The sequence below is a fragment of the Agrobacterium sp. CG160-95 genome (genome assembly GCF_053521725.1).
On the sequence record NZ_JBNWDU010000002.1, the window covers coordinates 371,760 to 391,574 of the forward strand.

Genomic DNA, 19,815 nt, shown 5'->3' on the forward strand with positions numbered 1-19,815 from the left:
AGCGCCTTTGGGATCGGCGGGCCGCATCGTTGCTGTCATGCCGCTTCGGGCATTGTTTTTCCGGTCAGAGGCCGAAACATATCTCTCTCGCAAAGGCACCCGTTCGGCGCTAAAGTCAACCTCATGGGCGCTGGTGAAGATCTGTTTTCGGGATTGCTGTCGAAGTCCGCGACGGTGTCGATGGCGGCACGCAGCGTGTTGCACTCGGCCTTCCGCGTGGTCTATCCGCCCACTTGCGCAGGCTGTTCCCGCATGACCGGCGGCGAGGGTGCCATGTGTGCGGATTGCTGGCGGGATGTGGCCTTTATCGATCGGGCTTTTTGCGAGGTTCTGGGCATTCCCTTCTCCCGGGATCACGGCGCGGGTATTGTGAGCGCACAAGCCATCGCCGACCCACCGCCTTTCGACCGTTTGCGTGCTGTTGCCAGCCATGAGGGAACCGCGCGTAAACTCGTACACCGGCTGAAATATCAGGACCGGACCGATCTTGCGCGTTTCATGGCGCTGTGGATGCTGCGGGCAAGCGACGGAACGGTTGATAGCTGCGACTGTATCGTGCCGGTTCCGCTGCATCGCCACCGCTTCTGGCGTCGCCGTTTCAACCAGTCCGCTGAGCTCGCACGGCATCTGGCCAAGGCCACCGGCAAACCGCTGCTTGCCGGCACGCTGTTGCGCGTGAAGCCGACCGAGCGGCAGGTGGGGCTTTCAGCGCTTGCCCGGCAGGACAATGTGCGGGGTGCTTTTGCAATAGCGCCCGGCCGAAAAACCGATGTTTATGGCAAGCGAGTGGTGCTGGTGGATGATGTTTATACCACTGGTGCGACGGTGGGCGCGGCAAGTCGCGTCTTGCGGAAGGCGGGTGCTACGGATGTGACCGTTTTGACCTTTGCAATGGCCATTTCCGGCCCTATATGAAGCCTGAATGAAACGAGGATATCGTGCGTTTCAGCACACGTTTGCGAGGCTTCGAAATACATGGCACCGGTAACGATCTATACACGGGATTTTTGTGGTTATTGCGCGCGCGCCAAGGCGTTGCTGGACAGCAAGGGCGTCGATTACGCCGAATATAACGCGACGACGACGCCGGAATACCGGCAGGAGATGATCGAGAAATCCGGCGGAACCACCTTCCCGCAAATCTTCATCAACGGCCAGCATATCGGCGGTTGCGACGATCTGCATGCACTGGAGCGTGCTGGCAAACTCGACGTTATGCTGGCCGCTTAATCGGCTCGATTTTCGATACGGAGGACGTGATGATTTTCAAGGCTGCCGCCATTCAGATGCGCTCGGGTGTCGATACGGTGAAAAACGCCGCCGATATGGAGCGCCTGGTGCGTGTTGCTGCGGCTGCGGGCGCTGTCTATGTTCAGACGCCGGAAATGACCGGCGCTCTCCAGAAGGACAGGCAGGCGCTTCGCGCCCAGCTGCGTGACGACGATGGCGATATCATCGTTGCGACCGCCGCGCGGCTGGCACGCGAACTCGGCATCCATGTCCATGTCGGCTCGACAGCGATTGCCCGCCCGGATGGCAAGATTGCCAATCGCGGTTTTCTGTTTGCGCCTGACGGTTCGCGTATCTGCAGCTATGACAAGATCCATATGTTCGATGTCGATCTGGACAATGGCGAAAGCTGGCGCGAAAGTGCGGCTTACGAACCCGGTGCTGTCGCTCGCGTTGCCGAACTGCCGCTGGGGAAATTCGGCTTTGCGATATGCTACGATGTGCGCTTCCCGCAGCTTTTCCGGGCGGAGGCACTCGCCGGCGCCGAGGTTCTGACGGTTCCGGCCGCCTTCACCCGCCAGACGGGTGAAGCCCACTGGGAAATTCTGCTGCGTGCCCGCGCCATTGAAAACGGCGCTTTCGTCATTGCCGCCGCACAGGCCGGCCTGCATGAGGACGGGCGGGTCACGTTCGGCCATTCCATCATCATCGACCCCTGGGGCAAGGTGCTGGCAATGGCCGGCGGCGCCGGGGAAGAGATCATTTTCGCAGAGATCGACACGTCTCTCGTGGCTGCCGCGCGCGGAAAAATCCCCAATCTGCGCAATGCCCGCGAGTTCGGACTGGACACGGTTATTCCTGCTGGAGGTGAGGCGGCGTGATCCGTTATGCGTTGGCCTGTGAAAAGGGCCATGAGTTCGAAGGCTGGTTTTCCGGGAGCGACGATTTCGACAATCAGTTGCAGCGCGGCTTCCTGTCCTGCCCGATGTGCAATTCCCCGCAGGTTTCCAAACTTCTGATGGCGCCCTCGGTCTCCACCGCCCGCAAAAAAGACGAACGCCAGTCGCTCGCCATGGACACGGCCAGAAAAGAAGCTATCGCAAAAATCCGCGAGGCGGTCGCCAATATCCGCGCGAATGCGGAAGATGTCGGCGATAAATTTCCCGAAGAAGCCCGCAAAATCCACTATGGCGAGGCCGACGAACGCGGCATCATCGGCCACGCGTCTGCCCAGGACGCGAAGGCCTTGATTGACGAGGGCATCGAGATCGCACCGTTGCCAGTGCTGCCCGATGATGTGAATTGAGTTTGCCTACGATTTTGATGACGTCCACCACTTAGGGCGACGTCATCCGTCGTTCATGACCGGCGAATTGGGTGCGCTGGCTTTATGCGGGTCTTTTCGCCAGCATCATGTAGTTGACTTCCATGTCCGGCGAGAGGTTCCAGCGGTCCTGCAATACGTTGTAGAAGACGCCGGTACGGTGGACGATATCCATGCCGCTGGCCACCAGCGGCCGTTCAAGCTCATCCGGGCGAACCAGCTTCTCATATTGGTGGGTGCCGCGCGGCAGCCAGCGCAATACGTTTTCGGCGGCGAAGATCGCGAGCGCGCGGGCTTTCAGCGTGCGGTTGATGGTGGCGGCGAACATCAGCCCGCCGGGGCGCACCATTTTCGCGCAGGTGGTGACGAAGAGATCGACATTGGCCACATGCTCGACCACTTCCATGTTGAGGACGACGTCGAAGGTTTCGCCCGCCTCCAGCAACTGTTCGGCGGTCACGGCGCGGTAGTCGACGCTGACACCGCTTTCACGGGCGTGGGTGGAGGCGATGCCGATATTCTTTTCTGAAGGGTCGGCGCCCACCACGTCCGCGCCCATGCGCGCCACGGGTTCGGAAAGCAGGCCGCCGCCGCAGCCGATATCCAGCACACGCAGCCCTTCAAGCGGGCGGTGCGCCTTCGGGTCGCGGCCGAAATTATCGCAGATGCGGTTGCGGATATATTCAAGCCGCACCGGGTTGAATTTGTGCAGCGGCCGGAACTTGCCCGTCGGGCTCCACCATTCCGCAGCCATCGCGGAGAAGCGATCCACTTCGCTCTGGTCGACGGTCGTCTGTGCGGTTTCGCTCATGGTTATGCTCCATATTGCTGTTGCATTGAAGTCGGATGATTGATCCCCGAAGTCAAGACCGGCGGCACATTCCGTCGGCAAATTCCCGGGTGCTTCATTGCCGCAGGTGGAACTGAAACGGGTTGCAATTTGTTTCATGCTGCGTTCATGGAACACGGCGTATTTTCCAGTCATGGCAGTATGTGGAACGCATGCTCGTCCATCGAAATCGATGGACGCCGACAAGGGCAAAGCGGGCTTTTGCTTGAGGAGAAGTAAGTGAAGAAAAAACTGTTTGGCGCAATTGCGCTGGTGGCCATGCTCGCCGCGCCGGCCCTTGCCGAAGCTGCGACTCGCGGCTTTGCCACCGCGAATGTGAATATGCGCTCCGGTCCGAGCACAGCCTATCCGGCCGTGGTCGTGATCCCGGTCGGCGCACCATTGACGGTACATGGCTGCCTGTCCGATACGCCGTGGTGCGACGTCTCTTTCGTCAGCGGTCGTGGTTGGGTCGCCGGTCGTTACATCCAGACGACGTTCAGGCAGAACCGGGTCTACGTTGAGCCGCGTTATTACCGCGATCTCGGCGTTCCCGTGATCACCTTCGAAGCCGGTCGTTATTGGGACCGTTATTATCGTGACCGTGACTTCTACCGCGAGCGTGACCGCTGGCGTCGTCCGCCGCCATCAGGCGGTTACTGGAATGCTGCGCCTCCGCCGCCGCGCGGTGACTGGGAACGCCCGCGTCCGCGCGACGAATGGCGTGATGGCCGCCGGGATGAATGGCGCGATCCGCGTCAGGGCGGTGGACCGAATGATGGCCGCTGGGAGCGCCGTTACGGCGACTGGAACCAGGGTGACAGAAACCGGGGCGATGGAAACCAGGACAGGCCGCGTCGAGATGGTGACCGTCCTCGGTTCGAGGAAGAAAATCGCGACCGCAATCGCGATCGCCAACCAAATCAGGACGAAGGCCAGCGTCGTCCGGAGCGCCGCCAGTGGGATGATCCACGCCGCGCGCCCGCTTCGGAAAACTTTCAGGGCGGTTGCCGGGTCGGTGATCCCGGTTGCGATCCGCGATAAACAGACAAAGCCCGGCGAGATTTCGTCGGGCTTTTCATTTGCCGGTTCAGATTGTCACGAGAGTACTTTTATTTCGCGGTTGCGGCCTTGCGTGCGCGGGCCTTGGATTTTGCGGGGGCTTGTGCCTCCGGCTCCGCAGCAGCGGTCTTCGGCGCTGCTTTCTTGCGCTGGGCAGGCTTGGTCGCCTCCGACGTCTTCAGCAGCGAAAATTCATGCTTTGCCTGTTCCCAATGGTCCGCGTCACGGCCATGAGGATGGCCTTCCTTTTCCCAAAGTGTATAGGCCCGTTTGCTGATCCACTCTTGTTCCGAAACCTGCATGCTCGTCTCCCGTTGCTGTTGACAACGCCTTTGACAAGGCGACATTCCGCTTGGTCCGGCACACGCTCGACAGGAATCAATGCCGGCATTTCAAACTCCATTACATGCCATGATTTTCCGGGCGTCAAGCAAACATGCTGCATTGCGAAAGCGGATTTCAGGCATTTTACGCGGGTGAAAGCGGTTTGAGCGAAAGACGTTCCTGAAGGACAAGATCAACGTTGCGTGATCGCGCCCGGACCTCCAAGATGGGCTGGTGAACGGTAGCGGAGGAGGCGACCTTGGAAGTTGCAACGGAAGCGGAGACGCAGGTCGTCATCGAGAGACGGGTAGGGGCGGGCATCATCCACCTGAACCGTCCGAAAGCCATCAACAGCCTGACGCTGCCGATGGTTCGTGCCATGCTCCAGGCGCTTCACCGTTTCGAGGATGACCCTGACGTTTCCTGCGTGGTGCTGACAGGAGAAGGCGACAGGGGGCTGTGTGCGGGGGGTGACGTTCGCATCATTCACGATCTCGGCAAAGCGGGCGATCCGCAGGTGCTGGATTTCTGGCGCGAAGAGTTTCCGCTGAATTATCACATTGCCCGCTTTGGTAAACCTTATGTCGCGTTGATGGACGGCATCGTCATGGGTGGCGGCGTCGGCATTTCCGCCCATGCCAGCCACCGCATCGTCACCGAGCGGACGAAGCTTGCCATGCCGGAAACCGGTATCGGCTATTTCCCTGACGTCGGCGGTTCCTGGCTTTTGCCCAGAGCGCCGGGCGAATGCGGCACCTGGCTGGGGCTGACAGGCAATGCGGTCTCTGCTGCCGATGCGATCTATGCCGGTTTTGCCGATTATTTCGTCCCTTCTGCGCGCCTTACAGATTTGGTGCAGAATCTATCACAAGCGCTCGATCCTGATGGTGTCGAGGCGGTAATCGGAACTTATACCGTCGAAGCTGGTGAGGGGGGCCTGTCGGCACACCGTGAGATCATCGACGCGGCATTCCGTTTCGACACGGTCGAGGAGATTTTCGCAGCACTTTCGGAGCGTGACGATACGTTTTCGCGCGAGACTCTGGAAATTCTCAAAAAACGCTCCCCTACCAGTCTCAAACTAACCCTGAAGCTGCTGCGTCTGGGGCGGGAAAGCGCCAGCCTCATCGAATGCCTCGAACGGGAATTTGCCGCCGGCACGGAGATATTGCGGGGTCATGATTTTTATGAGGGCGTGCGTGCGGCCCTGGTCGACAAGGACCGCAATCCGCGCTGGCGACCGGCACAGCTGGAAGAGGTGCGTGAAGAAGACCTTCTGCCATATTTTACCAAACATTCCGGTAATCTCTTTCCCGAGCACCGCCTTTAGATTGCGCAACGCAAAAGAAATCCGGCTTGCGGAGATATATGAAATCATCACCTTTTGAATTGCTGTTGCTTGGGTGAAATTTCTAATACGCTTCTGCTTAACGCACGGCTGTTGCTCGCAGGCGTTGTCGCCCCCCGTTATGTTGACGACCATTCGATTTTCCGGGGGTATTCATGAAACGTCTTCTCATCGTCGGCACTGCCATTGCCGCTCTTTTTGCAGGTGCGGCGCAGGCGCAGTCTCCGACCACCATTCTCAACGCCTCCTACGATGTTGCCCGTGAGGTTTTCGCAGCCGAGAACGAGGCTTTCATCAAGCTGCATCCGGGTATCACGGTTGATCAGTCGCACGCCGGCACCTCCAAGCAGGCGCGTGCCATCGTTGAGGGTCTGGAAGCCGATGTCGTCACCTTCAACCAGGTAACGGATGTCGATTTTCTGGTGAAGCAGGGTTTCGTTTCCGCCGACTGGCAGAAGGATTTCGCAAACGACGCCTCGCCGTTCTATTCCTTCCCGTCTTTCCTCGTGCGTGCCGGTAATCCCAAGCACATCAAGGACTGGGACGATCTTGCCCGTGACGACGTGAAGGTGGTTTTCCCCAATCCGAAGACCTCGGGTAACGCCCGTTACACCTATCTCGCCGCCACGGCCTATGCCAAGGAGAAGTTCAACGGCGACGAGAAGAAGGTTCAGGAATTCGTCAAGAAAATCTTCGACAACACCCCTGTTTTCGACACCGGAGGCCGCGCCGCCACCACCACCTTCGTGGAACGTGAAATCGGCGACGTGCTGATCACCTTCGAAGCCGAGACCCGCGGCATTGCCAAGCAATATGGCGCCGACAAGGTTGAAGGCGTGGTGCCTTCCGTCAGCCTGCTCGCCGAATTCCCGGTCGCCGTGGTGGACAAGGTGGTCGACAAGCGCGGCTCGCGCGAGCTGGCGAAGAGCTACCTCGATTTCCTCTATACCGAAGAGGGCCAGCGCATTGCTGCCGAATTCGGCCATCGCGTTCACAACGAAAAGGTTGTCGGCGAGTTCAAGGACAAGTTCCCGGCCATTCGCCTCGTCAATGTCAATGACGTCTTCGGCGGCTGGAATAAAATCCAGAAAGAGCATTTTGCGTCCGGCGCGACGCTTGATACGCTCTACGGCAGCCGTTAATCACGACGATATGCAACAGGTAAAAGACCCGGCGGGAAACTGCCGGGTCGCTTTATGATGAATTGGGGGCGGGGTTTGAAGCGGAATGTTCTGCCGGGGCTTAAATTGTCCCTCGGCGTTACCCTCACTTACGTCGCCATCATCGTGCTTCTGCCGCTCTCGGCGCTGGTGTTCAAGGCGGCGAGCCTCGGGCCAGCCGAATATTGGGCCATTATCTCTTCGCCGCGCGCTGTTGCGAGCTATCGCGTCACGGTGCTCTGCGCTCTCGCCGCGACCTTGTTCAACGTCGTTTTCGGACTGGCGCTCGCCTGGGTGCTGACGCGTTACCGTTTCCCCGGCTGGCGCCTTGTCGATGCCATTGTCGATCTGCCTTTTGCGCTTCCCACCGCCGTTGCCGGCATTGCGCTGACGACGCTGTTTGCGGGTAACGGCTGGTTCGGCTCGGTGCTTGCGCAATTCGGCATCAAGGTTGCCTATACGCCGCTCGGCATCATGGTGGCGATGGCCTTTACCAGTCTACCCTTCATCGTGCGCACCGTGCAGCCGGTGCTCGAAGACCTCGATCCGGCATTGGAGGAGGCGGCGCAATCGCTCGGCGGTTCCGATCTAGAAATCTTCCGCAAGGTCATCCTGCCGCTTCTGACGCCAGCTCTGCTGGCCGGTCTCTCGCTCTCTTTCGCGCGCAGCCTCGGTGAGTTCGGCGCCATCATTTTCATTGCCGGCAACCAGCCGTTTTCAACGGAAATTACGGCACTGCTGATCTTCATCCGGCTGGAGGAATATGATTATCAGGCCGCCGCCGCCATCGCCTCCGTGCTGCTCATCGCGGCCTTCGTCATGTTGGCGGTGACCAATTACCTGCAGGCGCGTGCGCTTCGTTATACGGTGAGGAGCTGAGACATGAGCGCCATTTCCTCGCATCGCAAGCCACCGCGCGTCGGTGACGCGCCCTGGGTTCGCCGTAGCCTGATCGCTTTTGTGCTCGTCATCGGCGCGTTCCTGGTTGTCGCTCCTCTGACCATCATCGGGGTCGAGGCTTTTTCGCAGGGGTGGAAGGTCTATTCAGCGACCATCACCCACCCCGATACCCGCCACGCCATCATGCTGACGGTGCTGACGGCGCTGATTGCGGTGCCGATCAACACGGCCTTCGGCGTCGCAGCCGCATGGGCGATCACTAAATTCGATTTTCCCGGCCGGCGCTTCCTGCTGGTGCTGATCGAGATACCCTTCTCCATCTCGCCGATCGTCGCCGGTGTCGCCTATCTCTTCGTTTATGGGCTGCAGGGGCTGTTTGGGCCGTTCCTCGATGCGCACAATATCAAGATACTCTTTGCACTACCCGGCATCGTCATCGCGTCGATGTTCGTCACGGCACCCTTCGTGGCGCGCGAGCTGATCCCATTGATGCAGGCGCAGGGCCGCGATCTGGAGGAGGCGGCCACCTCGCTTGGCGCATCCGGCTGGCGCACCTTCTTTTCGGTGACGCTACCGAATATCAAATGGGCACTGCTCTACGGCGTCGTTCTGTGCAACGCCCGCGTCATGGGTGAATTTGGCGCGGTGTCGGTCGTGTCAGGCAATATTCGCGGCCAGACCAACACGCTGCCGCTGCATATCGAGCTGCTTTATCACGATTACCAGACGGCGGGCGCCTTTGCGTCGGCCTCCATCCTCGCTCTGCTCGCTGTCATCACCATCATCGCCAAGGTGGCGCTGGAACGGCGCGGCGCCGGGCGCGGGGCCAAGAAGACCAGCGGCGGTGCCGCCATCGCCACGGAGACCTGATTCCCATGAAAATCCGCCTCGAAAATGTGGTGAAGACTTTCGATACCTTCCGCGCGGTGCGCGATGTTTCGCTCGATATTGAAAGTGGCGAGCTTCTGGCGCTGCTCGGCCCCTCCGGTTCAGGCAAGACGACGATCCTGCGCATGGTCGCCGGTCTCGAATATAGCGATGGCGGCCGCATCTTTTTTGGAGACGAAGACGCCACCAATATTCCGGTGCGCGATCGCGGCGTCGGTTTCGTGTTCCAGCACTACGCACTTTTTCCGCATATGACGCTGCATGAAAACATCGCGTTCGGCATGAAGGTGTCGAAGGTGAAGCGCGACAAGGCCGCGATCGATGCGCGGGTCAGGGAACTGTTGAACTTGGTCAAGCTTGACGGTCTGGGCGACCGGTTCCCGGCGCAGATTTCCGGTGGGCAGCGGCAGCGTGTGGCGCTGGCCCGTGCGCTTTCGGTCGATCCCAAAGTGCTTCTACTGGATGAGCCCTTCGGCGCGCTGGATGCCAATGTGCGCCGCGACCTGCGCCGCTGGCTGCGTGAAATTCACGGCGCGCTGGGCATTACCACGATTTTCGTGACGCATGATCAGGAAGAGGCACTGGATCTCGCTGACCGCGTCGTCATCCTCAATCAGGGCGAGATCGTGCAACAGGGCACGCCGAAGGAAGTCTGCCGCCAGCCGAACAGCGCCTTCGTCATGCGCTTTCTCGGCGATGCCAACCGTGTGTCCGGCGTGGCGCGCGGCGGAAAGGTCTATGTCGGTGACAACGAACTGCCTTTCTCCTACGGTCAGGCAGATGGCGCCGTCGAGATCTATGCCCGTCCCTCCGACCTGGAATGGGAAGATCTGCACGAGGGCATTCCAGCCTCGGTTTCGCGGGTTCTCGACCGGGCAGGCGAGCGGCGGGTGATCGCCAGCACAGATGGCGGCGATCTCCTGGAATTCGACGTGCCGCCGGAAAATGATGTCGCGGCAGGCGATCGCGGTTCCGTCATCATCCGCCGTGCGAAGATTTTCCCGGCGGCTTGAGGGACGCTCTCGCCAGCTTCATATCAGCAGTTCGAAAGAGGCCTCGGCCGCCAGCCTGCCGTTGACCATCAGGTCAACCTTGTGAACACCCGCATAGTGCTTGCGGGTGGTGAAATCACGCATGGCGCGGCTTATCGAGAGCGCGCATGTTTCGCCCGGCTGCAACTCGATTTCTTTCCACTTGAAGACTTTCGCGGAGGCGTCACCGCTCTTTTTCACGTAATGCACGGCATAATCGATCACCAGCTTCTGCGGGCTTTCTGCCGTCGAGGTGAAAGAAGCTGAAATCCGCACCGGATTACCGAGAGCGACCCTTTCAGGAGAAACCTGAAACGCCGAGAGTGCGATCTGAGCCTCCTTATGGGCACCGAAATGGGCGAGCGCGGCAGCGTCACCTTTCTTGACCAGAGTGCGCAAGGCCTGCCGCACGATCCAGCGTGTATGCGGGTTTTCCTTCGGCCATGTGTCGATGAGCGCCAGCACGAAAGCGGGATTGTCCTTGGTGATGTCGTTCAGATGATTGGCGACGGATTTGCGCACGTAAAGCGCCTCGTCAGCTTTCATGGCATCAAGGATCGCGGTGACCGGTGAGGGATCATCGATCAGGGCTTTGAGCTGGAACGACCAAGGCAGGCGCGGCCGGCAGCCTTCGCTCGCCAGCCTCCGCACATGCTCGTTGTCATGTTGCGACCATGTTTCCATCACGGCAAGTGTTCGGGCCAGATCCCTTTGCAGGAAATGGCGGATGGCAAATTCCGAGGAGCCGAAACGGGTGAAATATTGCAGCGCCTGCATGGAAAGATCGAAATCGTCGAGACCGTAAAGCGCCACATATTCTGGCAGCGAAATGGATGCGAAACCGTTGCCTATTCCGGGTGCTGCGGCTGTCAGAATTTCGATGTTGCGGGCATAGTCGCCGGGAAGCGTGGCGTGCAGGCTGGTCGCCACCTGCCGCATGCGCTGCATGATGCCCAGCGCTTCGAGATTTGTCGTGGCAAGCGCCATGAAGGCGGGAACATCGAAAGGCGCATGAACGGCTTTGGTCTGATCGGCGATGTGTCGCAGTTTTTCGTGGTTGAAGATTTCCTTCAACGCGGGTGCCGCTGTCTCGCTCATAGTACCTCTCTAAGTTCACTTTTTGTTCTTTTAGGGCATGATGAGGACGGAGGCAAGGGAGGTGGTACTACCGAAGAAAAGACATAGCAGATCTTGCTTCTTCACAGATTGACGAAGGCCTTTCACTCCGTCATTCCGGGCTTGACCCGGCATCCGGCCACTGGGCGCCTGCGCGGTGAATAGTCTTTTGCGGTCAATGACTTGATCGCGCTGGACCCCGGATCTAGTCCGGGGTGACGACGCGTGGAGATTCCGAGTTCGCCAAATTCAGGCTCAGGGCGGATATTGTCATCCGCCCTGAGCTTGCATCCAAAGCTTCAGCTCATCTGGCTGACGAATTTCGTCTCCAGATAGGCCTGAACCGCCTCCGAACCGCCCTCCGTGCCATAACCGGAATCCTTGACGCCGCCGAAGGGGACTTCGGGAAGCGCAAGGCCGTTGTGGTTGATGGTCAGCATGCCCGCCTCGACCTGGTGGCCGAGCGCATGCGCTGTCTTGACCGAGCTGGTAAAGGCGTAGGATGCAAGGCCAAAAGGCAGGCGGTTCGCTTCGTTGATGGCATCATCGAATGTCGAGAAGCGGTTGATGATGGCGACGGGACCGAAGGGCTCGTCGTTCATGATCTTGGCTGTCACGGGCACGTTGGCGAGTACCGTGGGCTCGAAGAAGTTGCCCTTGTTGCCGATGCGGCGGCCACCGGTCTTCAGTTCCGCGCCATGGGAAACGGCGTCGTTGATCAGGCCTTCCAGCGCTGGGATGCGGCGCTCATTGGCGAGCGGCCCCATGACGACACCTTCTTCCAGGCCGTTGCCGACCTTGATCGCCTTCGTGGCTTCCACGAAACCTTCAAGGAAGCGATCCGCCACACCCTCCTGCACGAGGAAGCGGGTGGGAGCGACGCAGACCTGACCGGCATTGCGGAACTTGGCAAGCGAGGTCACCTCGATCGCTTTTTCGATATCGGCATCGTCAAAGATCATCACTGGCGCATGACCGCCGAGTTCCATCGTGGCGCGCTTCATGTGCTTGCCGGCAAGGGCTGCCAGATGTTTGCCGATCGGCGTGGAGCCGGTGAAGGAAATCTTGCGGATGACCGGATGCGGGATCAGATATTCCGAAATCTCGGATGGCACGCCGTAAACGAGACCGATGACACCCGCCGGCACGCCCGCATCCACAAACGCTCGGATCAGTTCCGCCGGCGATGCCGGTGTTTCTTCCGGGGCCTTGACGATGATGGAGCAGCCCGTGGCAAGGGCAGCCGAAAGCTTGCGGACGATCTGGTTGATCGGGAAGTTCCATGGCGTAAACGCTGCGACGGGACCAACCGGCAGCTTGATGGCAAGCTGGGAAACGCCGGTTGCGCGCGCCGGGATGACCTGGCCGTAGGTGCGACGTGCTTCTTCGGCGAACCAGTCGATCGTATCGGCGGCGCCCATGATTTCGGTTGCCGATTGCGACAGCGGCTTGCCCTGCTCGCGGGTCATTATATAGGCGATCTTGTCCTTGCGCTCGCGCAGGATATCGGCTGCCCTGCGCATGATCTTGGAACGCTCGAAGGGCGAGGTGTCGCGCCAGACCTTGAAGCCACGCTCGGCGGCGGCAAGTGCCAGATCGAGGTCCGCCTTTTCGGCATGAGCGATCGCGCCGATGATTTCGTCGGTCGCAGGGTCGGATACGGCGATCGTCTTGCCGGAAACGGCGTCTCGCCATTCGCCATCAATGAGAAGTTTGATGTCGGGATAGGTGTGCATAGGGACTACCTTCATGATGCGGCCGATACGGCAGGGTGCCGTCCAGCCCGGAGACGTGAACAGAATTTTCCTGACCGGACTATATCCGGTATCGCCGCTTGCGCTGCGCGGAACGGGCGTCTGGGCATTTCCGGCAAGAGGAAGCTGAAAATGCCGGAAACGGAAATGACAGCTCTTATATTAAGTTGCGTACGGTATGTTTCAACCGTTCGCTCTGGCAATCGCCATGATTTTTCTGTGATGCGAAACTTGTCTCTCGGCTTTCCTGCCTGACAGGCAGGCGGATGCCGAACGCGCATTGGTCTTGTCCGATACGCGCGAATCATGTGTTGCTGTTGTTAAGCAATCACGCATATGCCGCAATTTGGCCTTTGTCGCACCAGACGGATTGATACGAAGACGTAACTTGTAGTGTTGCTTGCGTCATAACAGGGCGTGAAGTGTAAAAAAGTACAATAAGACGGAAAAATTATCCAAACGGTTTACTCAAAACCTAGAGAAAATACGGATAAAATCTCACTAAGGATATAACATTCATTCCTGATATATATTGCGAGCGTCGGTTCCCTTGACCCTCAGAGGTTGGCGAAAACCCCTCGACCTGAACGCTAGATGGAGAAAGAGTATGAGTTTCGCCCGGGTACTTCTCAGTGCGTTTCTGTCGCTCATGTGGCTTTCCTGTGCCGAGGCCGGGACGATCGCCAAGCCGCAAGGCAAGCCGATATTGACCATCTCCGGAAACATCACCAACACCAATGCCGATGGCGCTGCGGTATTCGATCGCGACATGCTGGAGGGATTGGGCATGGTGACGGTGGAGACCACGACGCCTTGGCACGATGGCCGCGTTCGTTTTGACGGCGTGTCACTGGCAAAGTTGATGGATCTCGTCGGTGCAAAAGGCACCAGCGTAACGGCAGTTGCACTCAACGATTATGTGAGCACCATACCGGTTGAGGATTTTAAGAAATTTAACGTTATCCTCGCGATCAAGCTGGATGGCAACTACATGACAGTTCGCGAAAAGGGTCCGCTGTTTGTCATCTATCCCTATGATAGCGACCCGGAATTGCAGAAGCAGACCTATTATTCGCGGTCCGCATGGCAAGTTGCCAAATTGATAGTGGAATAAAGGTGCCGTTTGCGAAAACTTGTGGCGGTGATCATCTGTTGCTTCGTCCTGGCAACGGGCTATATCGCTTTCGTCATTGCCGAGCGTCAGACCGCTCTGCAGAAATTTGCCCGCTATAACGATTCGTGGGCGGTCAGTCAGACCGTGGCGGAGTATCTCCGCCTTCAGAACAAATTGGCCGTTTTTGCGCTCAGTCCCGGTGTCATAGACCGGGACGAATTGCAGCTGCGCATGGACATCATGCTAAGTCGCTTGGAGCTCTTGAAGCAGGGTAACCTCGGCGCTTTCATCAATGAAAAACAGCAATGGCGGGATCTTGTAACCCGCCTTGACGCGGTTCTGGCCCGCCTGGAACAGCAGATGAACACCCTGGAGCCAAGGGATGTTCCGGATCTGCTCTCCGAGATGAGCTCGCTCGATGCGCCGATGACGACGCTGGCTTCGTCGTCGGTCGCCTATGACGTCAATCTGATCGATACGGCCCATGAGGACGTGCGCAAGCTGCATATCGTCTACACCGCGCTTGCGGGCGGATTGATCCTGTGCGGCATCGCGCTGGTGATATTGCTGCTTCGCCAGAACGATCTGTTGAACCGCGCGCAGAAAAGCATGCGCGGGCTGACGGATGATCTGCGCGCCGCCACGCTTGAATTGCAGGCCAAGAATGTCCGGCTGGAGCATGATGCCTATCATGATGCGCTGACGGGCCTTCCGAACCGCTCGCTGTTCCGGCAGGAACTTATCGAGCGGTTGCGCCGCTCTTTCGGCGGCAATGGAACGACGGCCATTCTTCTGCTTGATCTCGATGGGTTCAAGGACGTCAACGACACGCTTGGCCACGATTCGGGCGACGCCCTGCTTCAGGCCGTGGCACAGCGCCTTTCGGGGATCGGCGGTGATTACGACATGGTTTGCCGCCTTGGCGGCGATGAATTCGCTGTCGTGTCCGATGATCTCAATGAGGACACGGCGCGCCGTCTCGCCTCCAAGCTTATCGAGCAGATCAGCCGGACCTACCAGCTCGGCGAGCAGGAGGTCAAAATCGGCACCTGCATCGGTATCGCCATATCGCATGGTACCGTCGATGCGGATGAATTGTTCAAGCGCGCGGATTTGGCGCTTTATGAAGCCAAGGCCATCGGCCCTGGCCGGGCGAGTGTTTTCAAAGTCCGCATGCAAAAGCAGCTGACCGAAAAGAAATCCTTCGAGGCTGATCTGCAGACTGCGCTGCAGAACGACGAGATGGAGGTCTATTACCAGCCGCAGGTGGCGACGCAGACCCGCAAGCTTTGTGGCTTCGAGGCACTTTTGCGCTGGAAACATCCAGTGCGCGGCGATGTTCCGCCCAGCGTGTTCATTCCCGTTGCAGAACGAACTGGCCTTATCCATTCGCTCGGAAAATGGGTGATGGAGACTGCCTGCCGCGAGGCGATGCGATGGGATGAGGACATGAAGGTGGCGGTCAATCTCTCGCCGGTTCAGTTCCACAGTACCAACCTCATTCAGAACGTGATGGGTGCCCTTGATAAAAGCGGGCTGGAGCCGAGCCGGCTCGAGCTTGAGATCACCGAATCGATCCTGCTGAACAAGAGCGACCAGACGATCAACACGCTAACGCGGCTAAAGGCCGTCGGCATCCAGATCGCCATGGACGATTTCGGCACCGGTTACTCCTCGCTTGCGAATTTGCGCGGCGTGCCGTTCGACAAGATCAAGATCGACCGGTCATTCCTGCGCGATATCACCAGCGACCGCGACGCGCTGGCGATCGTCGAATTCGTGGTCGGCGTCGGGCGCAGCCTCCGAATGACCACCATAGCCGAAGGCATCGAGACGGAGGAGCAATATGAGCTGGTCAAACGTCTGGGATGCGATCTGGTACAGGGCTATCTGATCAGCAGGCCGTTGCCGGCCAAGGAGCTTGTGGCCTGGAGTTCCGTTTGAACGGGTTTGCTTTCGAACAGGGCAAGCCATGTTAAATTTCAGTGGGATACATCGTTGACGGCGAAAACCAATACCGGTTGTCGCACCGATACTGTAGAGCATTCGCGGTCTATGCGGGATCGTTCTGTTGACGAGACCGGGTTTTGAGAAAGGGCTTGGGAAATATGGAAATTCTGGATGTGCATGGAGTAGCCCTGCCTCTTTCTTCCGATGAGGTATCGCCCGTCATATGGCAGGCGCTGACCGACGGCAGCTATGAGGCGAAAGAGGCCCGCAGCGTCCTGAAAGCCATCAAGCCCGGCGACCGCGTATTGGAACTGGGGTCCGGCATCGGCATCATAACCTCGATCATTGCCGGTATTCAGGATGTTTCCGTTTGGGCATTCGAGGCCAATCCGTCCACAGCGGCACTGGCGGAACGGGTGATCAAGGCAAATTGCCGTGGCAATGTCGTGTTTTCCCAAGGACTTCTCACGGCCGACGAGCCGCGTACCTATCCCTTCTATGTCCGCAAGGATCTCTGGATGTCGTCCATGGACGAAAATCAGGGTCCTTATGAAAGGCGCATCGAAATCTCGTCCGAGAATATCGATGCGTTTGTCGCCAGCCGGGGCATCACGGCGCTCGTGATGGATATCGAGGGCGCGGAACGCGATCTGCTCGGCAATGCCGAGCTTGCTGGCGTGGAGCGGATATTCGTCGAGCTGCACGATCACCTTTATGGCCTCGAAGGTGTTCGCGACATCATGCAGGCACTGACCGCCAAGGGATACGCCTATGATCCGCGCGGTTCACGCGGCCCTTGCGTGTTGTTTTCCAAGGACGACAGCCCGAGGGAATACGATCCCGACGTGGATTGAGAGTTCGAACAACTTAGCGAGTTTCGTTTCCGGCGGTGTGCAGTCGCGACCGCGCCCGTGCGCCGTTGATTACAATTTAAAACGCAACTTATCCGGTTTGTTATTTCAATCCGTTTGCGTCTTCTGTCGCAACTTTTCGGTCGCGGTGCCGTTTAGCGCCGGTACCGGGGCGTAAGACAGCGGGCGGCACGGCCATTATTGCCAGATCAGCAATTCATTCAGAATTATTGTTGCAATTGTTGCGGATGTTTTCCTGCGTCATCATCCCTCCATCAAACCGGCGCACAACATAGATCGCACCGGAAGATGCCAACGCAACCGAAGGAGAAACGATCATGGGCTTTGTTAAGACGACAGATGGAACAGACATCTTCTACAAGGACTGGGGCCCGAAGGATGCTCAGCCCATCGTGTTTCACCACGGCTGGCCACTCAGCTCCGACGACTGGGATGGACAGATGCTGTTTTTCCTCTCGAAAGGGTATCGTGTCGTCGCCCATGATCGCCGTGGTCACGGCCGCTCCGCGCAGGTTTCCGAAGGTCACGATATGGACCATTATGCCGCAGACGCCTTTGCGGTTGCAGAAGCGCTGGACCTGAAAAATGCCGTGCATATCGGCCATTCCACCGGCGGTGGCGAAGTGGCGCGTTATGTTGCCAGACACGGTGAACCCGCAGGCCGCGTCGCGAAGGCCGTTCTGGTTTCCGCCGTGCCGCCGCTGATGCTCAAGACCGAGGCCAACCCCGAGGGCCTGCCGATGGAGGTTTTTGACGGCTTCCGTTCAGCACTTGCCGCAAACCGCGCGCAGTTCTTCCGCGATGTGCCCTCCGGCCCGTTCTACGGCTTCAACCGCGATGGAGCGACCGTTCAGGAAGGCGTGATCCAGAACTGGTGGCGGCAGGGTATGATGGGCAGTGCCAAGGCGCATTACGATGGCATCAAGGCATTCTCGGAAACCGACCAGACCGAAGACCTGAAGGCCATCAGCGTGCCCACACTCGTGCTGCACGGTGAAGATGACCAGATCGTGCCGATTGCGGACTCTGCGCTGAAATCGGTGAAGCTCCTGAAAAACGGTACGCTGAAGACCTATCCCGGCTTCTCGCACGGCATGCTGACCATCAATGCAGACGTGCTCAACGCCGATCTCTTGGCCTTCATCAAGGCTTGATCCTTTTGCAAAACGGAATGCGGCTGGATACCCGGCCGCATTTTGTCGTCTTGCGTCAAGCCAGACGGGCCTGCCATTCGCTGCGATAGGCGGGAAGCCCTGCAATGGCATCGGGAGCGAAATGACGCTCGCGGCCGGCAAGTGGTTTAATACCGGTGAGGAGTGCTGCCCCGGCACTGGTGCCCGTGGAACCGCTGACGGCGATGACCTCAGTTTCGGCTAAACCTGCCAGCGCCTTGAGATAAAGCGCATTGCTGGCGAATGGCCCTTCGACCAGTATCGGGCCTTTCCGCCCGATGAGCGATAGGCTGAACTCCGTCATCAGGGCGAGATAAAGCGCCGCTGCCGCGTGCCGTTCAGCAACAGTGGCATTGTCGTCGGCAATCCAGCGCGCTGTTTTGCCGGGGAAGGGGCCGGAACCGCTGACGACGCTGGGCAACAGCATCATGCCTCTGGTGAGCACGCTGCCGAGAGCGGCTTCGGTTTCTTCGCCCGGAGCAGGCCCGAATTGGTGCGTCAGCATTTCATATTCCCTGCCGCCCATGAAGCGGGAGGAGGGAACGGGACGCCCGAGGGCATCGACATTCAAAAGCGTATCATGGGCGGGATCCAGCGCCTCCGCCGTACCGCCGATGGCGAAATTCACCACCCAGGTGCCGGTGGAGACGACCGAAAAATCACCCTGCCGCCGCAGCAGATGCGGGAGGAGCGAGGCGTTGGAATCATGGATGCCGCAATAGACCGATATATCCGCCGAAAGCCCGGTTTCCAGCGCCACCGATTCGCGGACTGACCCGAGTACATCGAAGGCGGAGCGCACCGGCGCCATCAATTGCGCAATGCCCAAGCGCTCGACCAGCGATGAAAACGCCTTCAGCCGCGGATTCCACAAATCCGTATGGCAACCGAGCGAGGTCGTCTCGGTGGCCTGAACGCCGGTCAGCCGCCCCGCCCAATATTGCGCGTAGGTGACGATGCTGCGCACCCCAGCGAATTCCTGCGGAAAGGCGGTTTTCTGGAAATGGATTTGTGCGCCAAGGTTCAATCCGGCTGGAAGCGAGGGCGAGCCGGTTTCAGCAAAATCTGGCCTGATGCGGAGATAGGCTTCCGCAACGCTTGCGGGGTAGCTGTGCTCGTAATCCAGCACAGGCATGGCAAGATCGCCGTTTTCGTCAAGAAGTGCGGCAGACGCGCCATGGGTCGTGATGGAAATCGCGTCGAAACCCGGCTCTTCCGCGAACCGCCGCAGAGAGGTGAGAATGAAGCTCCAGAGCATCTCCACATCGTAATGCGGATAGATGCCGTCACGAAGGACAGGGTTGGAACGTCTGTCACCGGTTATCTCTTCGCCGCTTCGGGTGTCGATGACAACGACCTTGGCATTGGTCTTGCCTATATCGATGACCGCGACGCGGCGTGGCTTTGTCATGTCATTCATGGCAGGTGGAACACTGTCACAAGGTCAGTCGCGACAGGCGAATTATCGGGGTTGCTTTCCATGATGTCAGCCATATGCGCCCACCATTTCTTCATCACGGGATGCTCGGGCAAAGCTGCCATGCTGTGGTTCTTCGGGCGGGTCAGCACGCCGAACAGGATGTCGGTTTCCGGGTCGAGGTGGATTGAATAGTCGCTCACACCCGCTTCGTGCAGTAGAGCAACCAGTTCCGGCCATATCTCGTCATGGCGCCGTCTATATTCGGCTTGCTTGCCGGCGAAGAGTTTCATCTTGAAAGCGTGTTTTTCTAATTCCGGCATG

20 protein-coding genes are annotated in these 19,815 nt (G+C 58.8%); 14 read left to right on the plus strand and 6 right to left on the minus strand.

What is annotated here, in order from left to right:
- Positions 1-180 precede the first annotated feature (180 nt).
- From ACQZ63_RS08410 to ACQZ63_RS08425, 4 genes are read left to right on the plus strand one after another with little or no spacing between them, the layout of a single operon-like run.
- On the plus strand, positions 181-915 hold the full coding sequence (locus tag ACQZ63_RS08410) for a ComF family protein (protein ID WP_448799145.1): 735 nt from the start codon (positions 181-183) through the stop codon (positions 913-915).
- Positions 916-975: 60 nt separating this feature from the next.
- Positions 976-1,230, plus strand: a complete 255-nt coding sequence (grxC, locus tag ACQZ63_RS08415) for a glutaredoxin 3 (protein WP_003511229.1) — start codon at positions 976-978, stop codon at positions 1,228-1,230.
- Positions 1,231-1,259: 29 nt separating this feature from the next.
- A complete protein-coding gene (locus tag ACQZ63_RS08420; protein ID WP_003511228.1) occupies positions 1,260-2,111 on the plus strand; it encodes a carbon-nitrogen hydrolase family protein in 852 nt (283 codons plus the stop codon).
- Positions 2,108-2,536, plus strand: coding sequence for a DUF1178 family protein (locus ACQZ63_RS08425; protein WP_003511227.1), 429 nt, complete (start codon positions 2,108-2,110; stop codon positions 2,534-2,536). Before ACQZ63_RS08420 ends, ACQZ63_RS08425 begins: the two co-directional genes overlap by 4 nt.
- An 82-nt stretch (positions 2,537-2,618) precedes the next feature.
- Here the strand turns inward: ACQZ63_RS08425 and ubiG are convergent, their stop codons facing one another.
- Positions 2,619-3,365 (minus strand): bifunctional 2-polyprenyl-6-hydroxyphenol methylase/3-demethylubiquinol 3-O-methyltransferase UbiG, encoded by a 747-nt coding sequence (ubiG, locus tag ACQZ63_RS08430; protein ID WP_026330704.1) that lies wholly within the window; start codon positions 3,363-3,365, stop codon positions 2,619-2,621.
- A gap of 258 nt (positions 3,366-3,623) precedes the next feature.
- Here ubiG and ACQZ63_RS08435 point away from each other — a divergent pair, with 258 nt between their 5' ends.
- Complete coding sequence (locus tag ACQZ63_RS08435; RefSeq protein ID WP_003511225.1) at positions 3,624-4,427, plus strand: SH3 domain-containing protein; 804 nt, start codon at positions 3,624-3,626, stop codon at positions 4,425-4,427.
- Between the two features lie 68 nt (positions 4,428-4,495).
- On the opposite strand, the gene ACQZ63_RS08440 is transcribed toward ACQZ63_RS08435, so the two are convergent.
- Entirely contained in the window at positions 4,496-4,747 is a 252-nt protein-coding gene (locus ACQZ63_RS08440) for a DUF2934 domain-containing protein (protein WP_065704340.1), read from the minus strand.
- A gap of 281 nt (positions 4,748-5,028) precedes the next feature.
- Here ACQZ63_RS08440 and ACQZ63_RS08445 point away from each other — a divergent pair, with 281 nt between their 5' ends.
- The 5 genes from ACQZ63_RS08445 (at position 5,029) to ACQZ63_RS08465 (ending at position 10,078) form a co-directional block, all read left to right on the plus strand.
- Entirely contained in the window at positions 5,029-6,099 is a 1,071-nt protein-coding gene (locus tag ACQZ63_RS08445; protein WP_065704338.1) for an enoyl-CoA hydratase/isomerase family protein, read from the plus strand.
- A 173-nt stretch (positions 6,100-6,272) separates the two neighbouring features.
- On the plus strand, positions 6,273-7,259 hold the full coding sequence (gene cysP, locus ACQZ63_RS08450; protein ID WP_065704336.1) for a thiosulfate ABC transporter substrate-binding protein CysP: 987 nt from the start codon (positions 6,273-6,275) through the stop codon (positions 7,257-7,259).
- A gap of 54 nt (positions 7,260-7,313) precedes the next feature.
- The gene (gene cysT / locus ACQZ63_RS08455) at positions 7,314-8,156 is read left to right on the plus strand and encodes a sulfate ABC transporter permease subunit CysT (RefSeq protein ID WP_083211639.1); all 843 of its coding nucleotides are present in this window, start codon (positions 7,314-7,316) and stop codon (positions 8,154-8,156) included.
- 3 nt (positions 8,157-8,159) lie between these two features.
- Complete coding sequence (gene cysW, locus ACQZ63_RS08460) at positions 8,160-9,047, plus strand: sulfate ABC transporter permease subunit CysW (protein ID WP_065704334.1); 888 nt, start codon at positions 8,160-8,162, stop codon at positions 9,045-9,047.
- Positions 9,048-9,052: 5 nt separating this feature from the next.
- Complete coding sequence (locus ACQZ63_RS08465) at positions 9,053-10,078, plus strand: sulfate/molybdate ABC transporter ATP-binding protein (RefSeq protein WP_003511215.1); 1,026 nt, start codon at positions 9,053-9,055, stop codon at positions 10,076-10,078.
- A gap of 18 nt (positions 10,079-10,096) precedes the next feature.
- On the opposite strand, the gene ACQZ63_RS08470 is transcribed toward ACQZ63_RS08465, so the two are convergent.
- Together ACQZ63_RS08470 and ACQZ63_RS08475 are read right to left on the minus strand one after the other, a co-directional pair.
- A complete protein-coding gene (locus ACQZ63_RS08470; RefSeq protein WP_065704332.1) occupies positions 10,097-11,194 on the minus strand; it encodes a DNA alkylation repair protein in 1,098 nt (365 codons plus the stop codon).
- Positions 11,195-11,511: 317 nt separating this feature from the next.
- Positions 11,512-12,948 carry an NAD-dependent succinate-semialdehyde dehydrogenase gene (locus ACQZ63_RS08475; RefSeq protein WP_065662517.1) on the minus strand — a complete coding sequence of 479 codons (1,437 nt, stop codon included), beginning with the start codon at positions 12,946-12,948 and terminating at the stop codon, positions 11,512-11,514.
- Between the two features lie 625 nt (positions 12,949-13,573).
- On the opposite strand from ACQZ63_RS08475, the gene ACQZ63_RS08480 reads away from it, so the two are divergent.
- The 4 genes from ACQZ63_RS08480 (at position 13,574) to ACQZ63_RS08495 (ending at position 18,056) form a co-directional block, all read left to right on the plus strand.
- Positions 13,574-14,080: a putative pterin-binding protein gene (locus ACQZ63_RS08480; RefSeq protein ID WP_003511212.1), complete on the plus strand. Its 507-nt coding sequence runs from the start codon at positions 13,574-13,576 to the stop codon at positions 14,078-14,080.
- Positions 14,081-14,101: 21 nt separating this feature from the next.
- Complete coding sequence (locus ACQZ63_RS08485) at positions 14,102-16,024, plus strand: putative bifunctional diguanylate cyclase/phosphodiesterase (RefSeq protein WP_236742517.1); 1,923 nt, start codon at positions 14,102-14,104, stop codon at positions 16,022-16,024.
- Positions 16,025-16,188: 164 nt separating this feature from the next.
- On the plus strand, positions 16,189-16,884 hold the full coding sequence (locus ACQZ63_RS08490) for an FkbM family methyltransferase (protein WP_003511210.1): 696 nt from the start codon (positions 16,189-16,191) through the stop codon (positions 16,882-16,884).
- A gap of 335 nt (positions 16,885-17,219) precedes the next feature.
- Entirely contained in the window at positions 17,220-18,056 is an 837-nt protein-coding gene (locus ACQZ63_RS08495; protein ID WP_065659631.1) for an alpha/beta fold hydrolase, read from the plus strand.
- A gap of 55 nt (positions 18,057-18,111) precedes the next feature.
- Here ACQZ63_RS08495 and ACQZ63_RS08500 read toward each other — a convergent pair whose 3' ends face one another.
- Positions 18,112-19,494 carry an FGGY-family carbohydrate kinase gene (locus ACQZ63_RS08500; RefSeq protein ID WP_111801071.1) on the minus strand — a complete coding sequence of 461 codons (1,383 nt, stop codon included), beginning with the start codon at positions 19,492-19,494 and terminating at the stop codon, positions 18,112-18,114.
- Positions 19,491-19,814, minus strand: a complete 324-nt coding sequence (gene rhaM, locus ACQZ63_RS08505) for an L-rhamnose mutarotase (RefSeq protein ID WP_111801072.1) — start codon at positions 19,812-19,814, stop codon at positions 19,491-19,493. Before rhaM ends, ACQZ63_RS08500 begins: the two co-directional genes overlap by 4 nt.
- Between the last annotated feature and the right edge of the window lies 1 nt (position 19,815).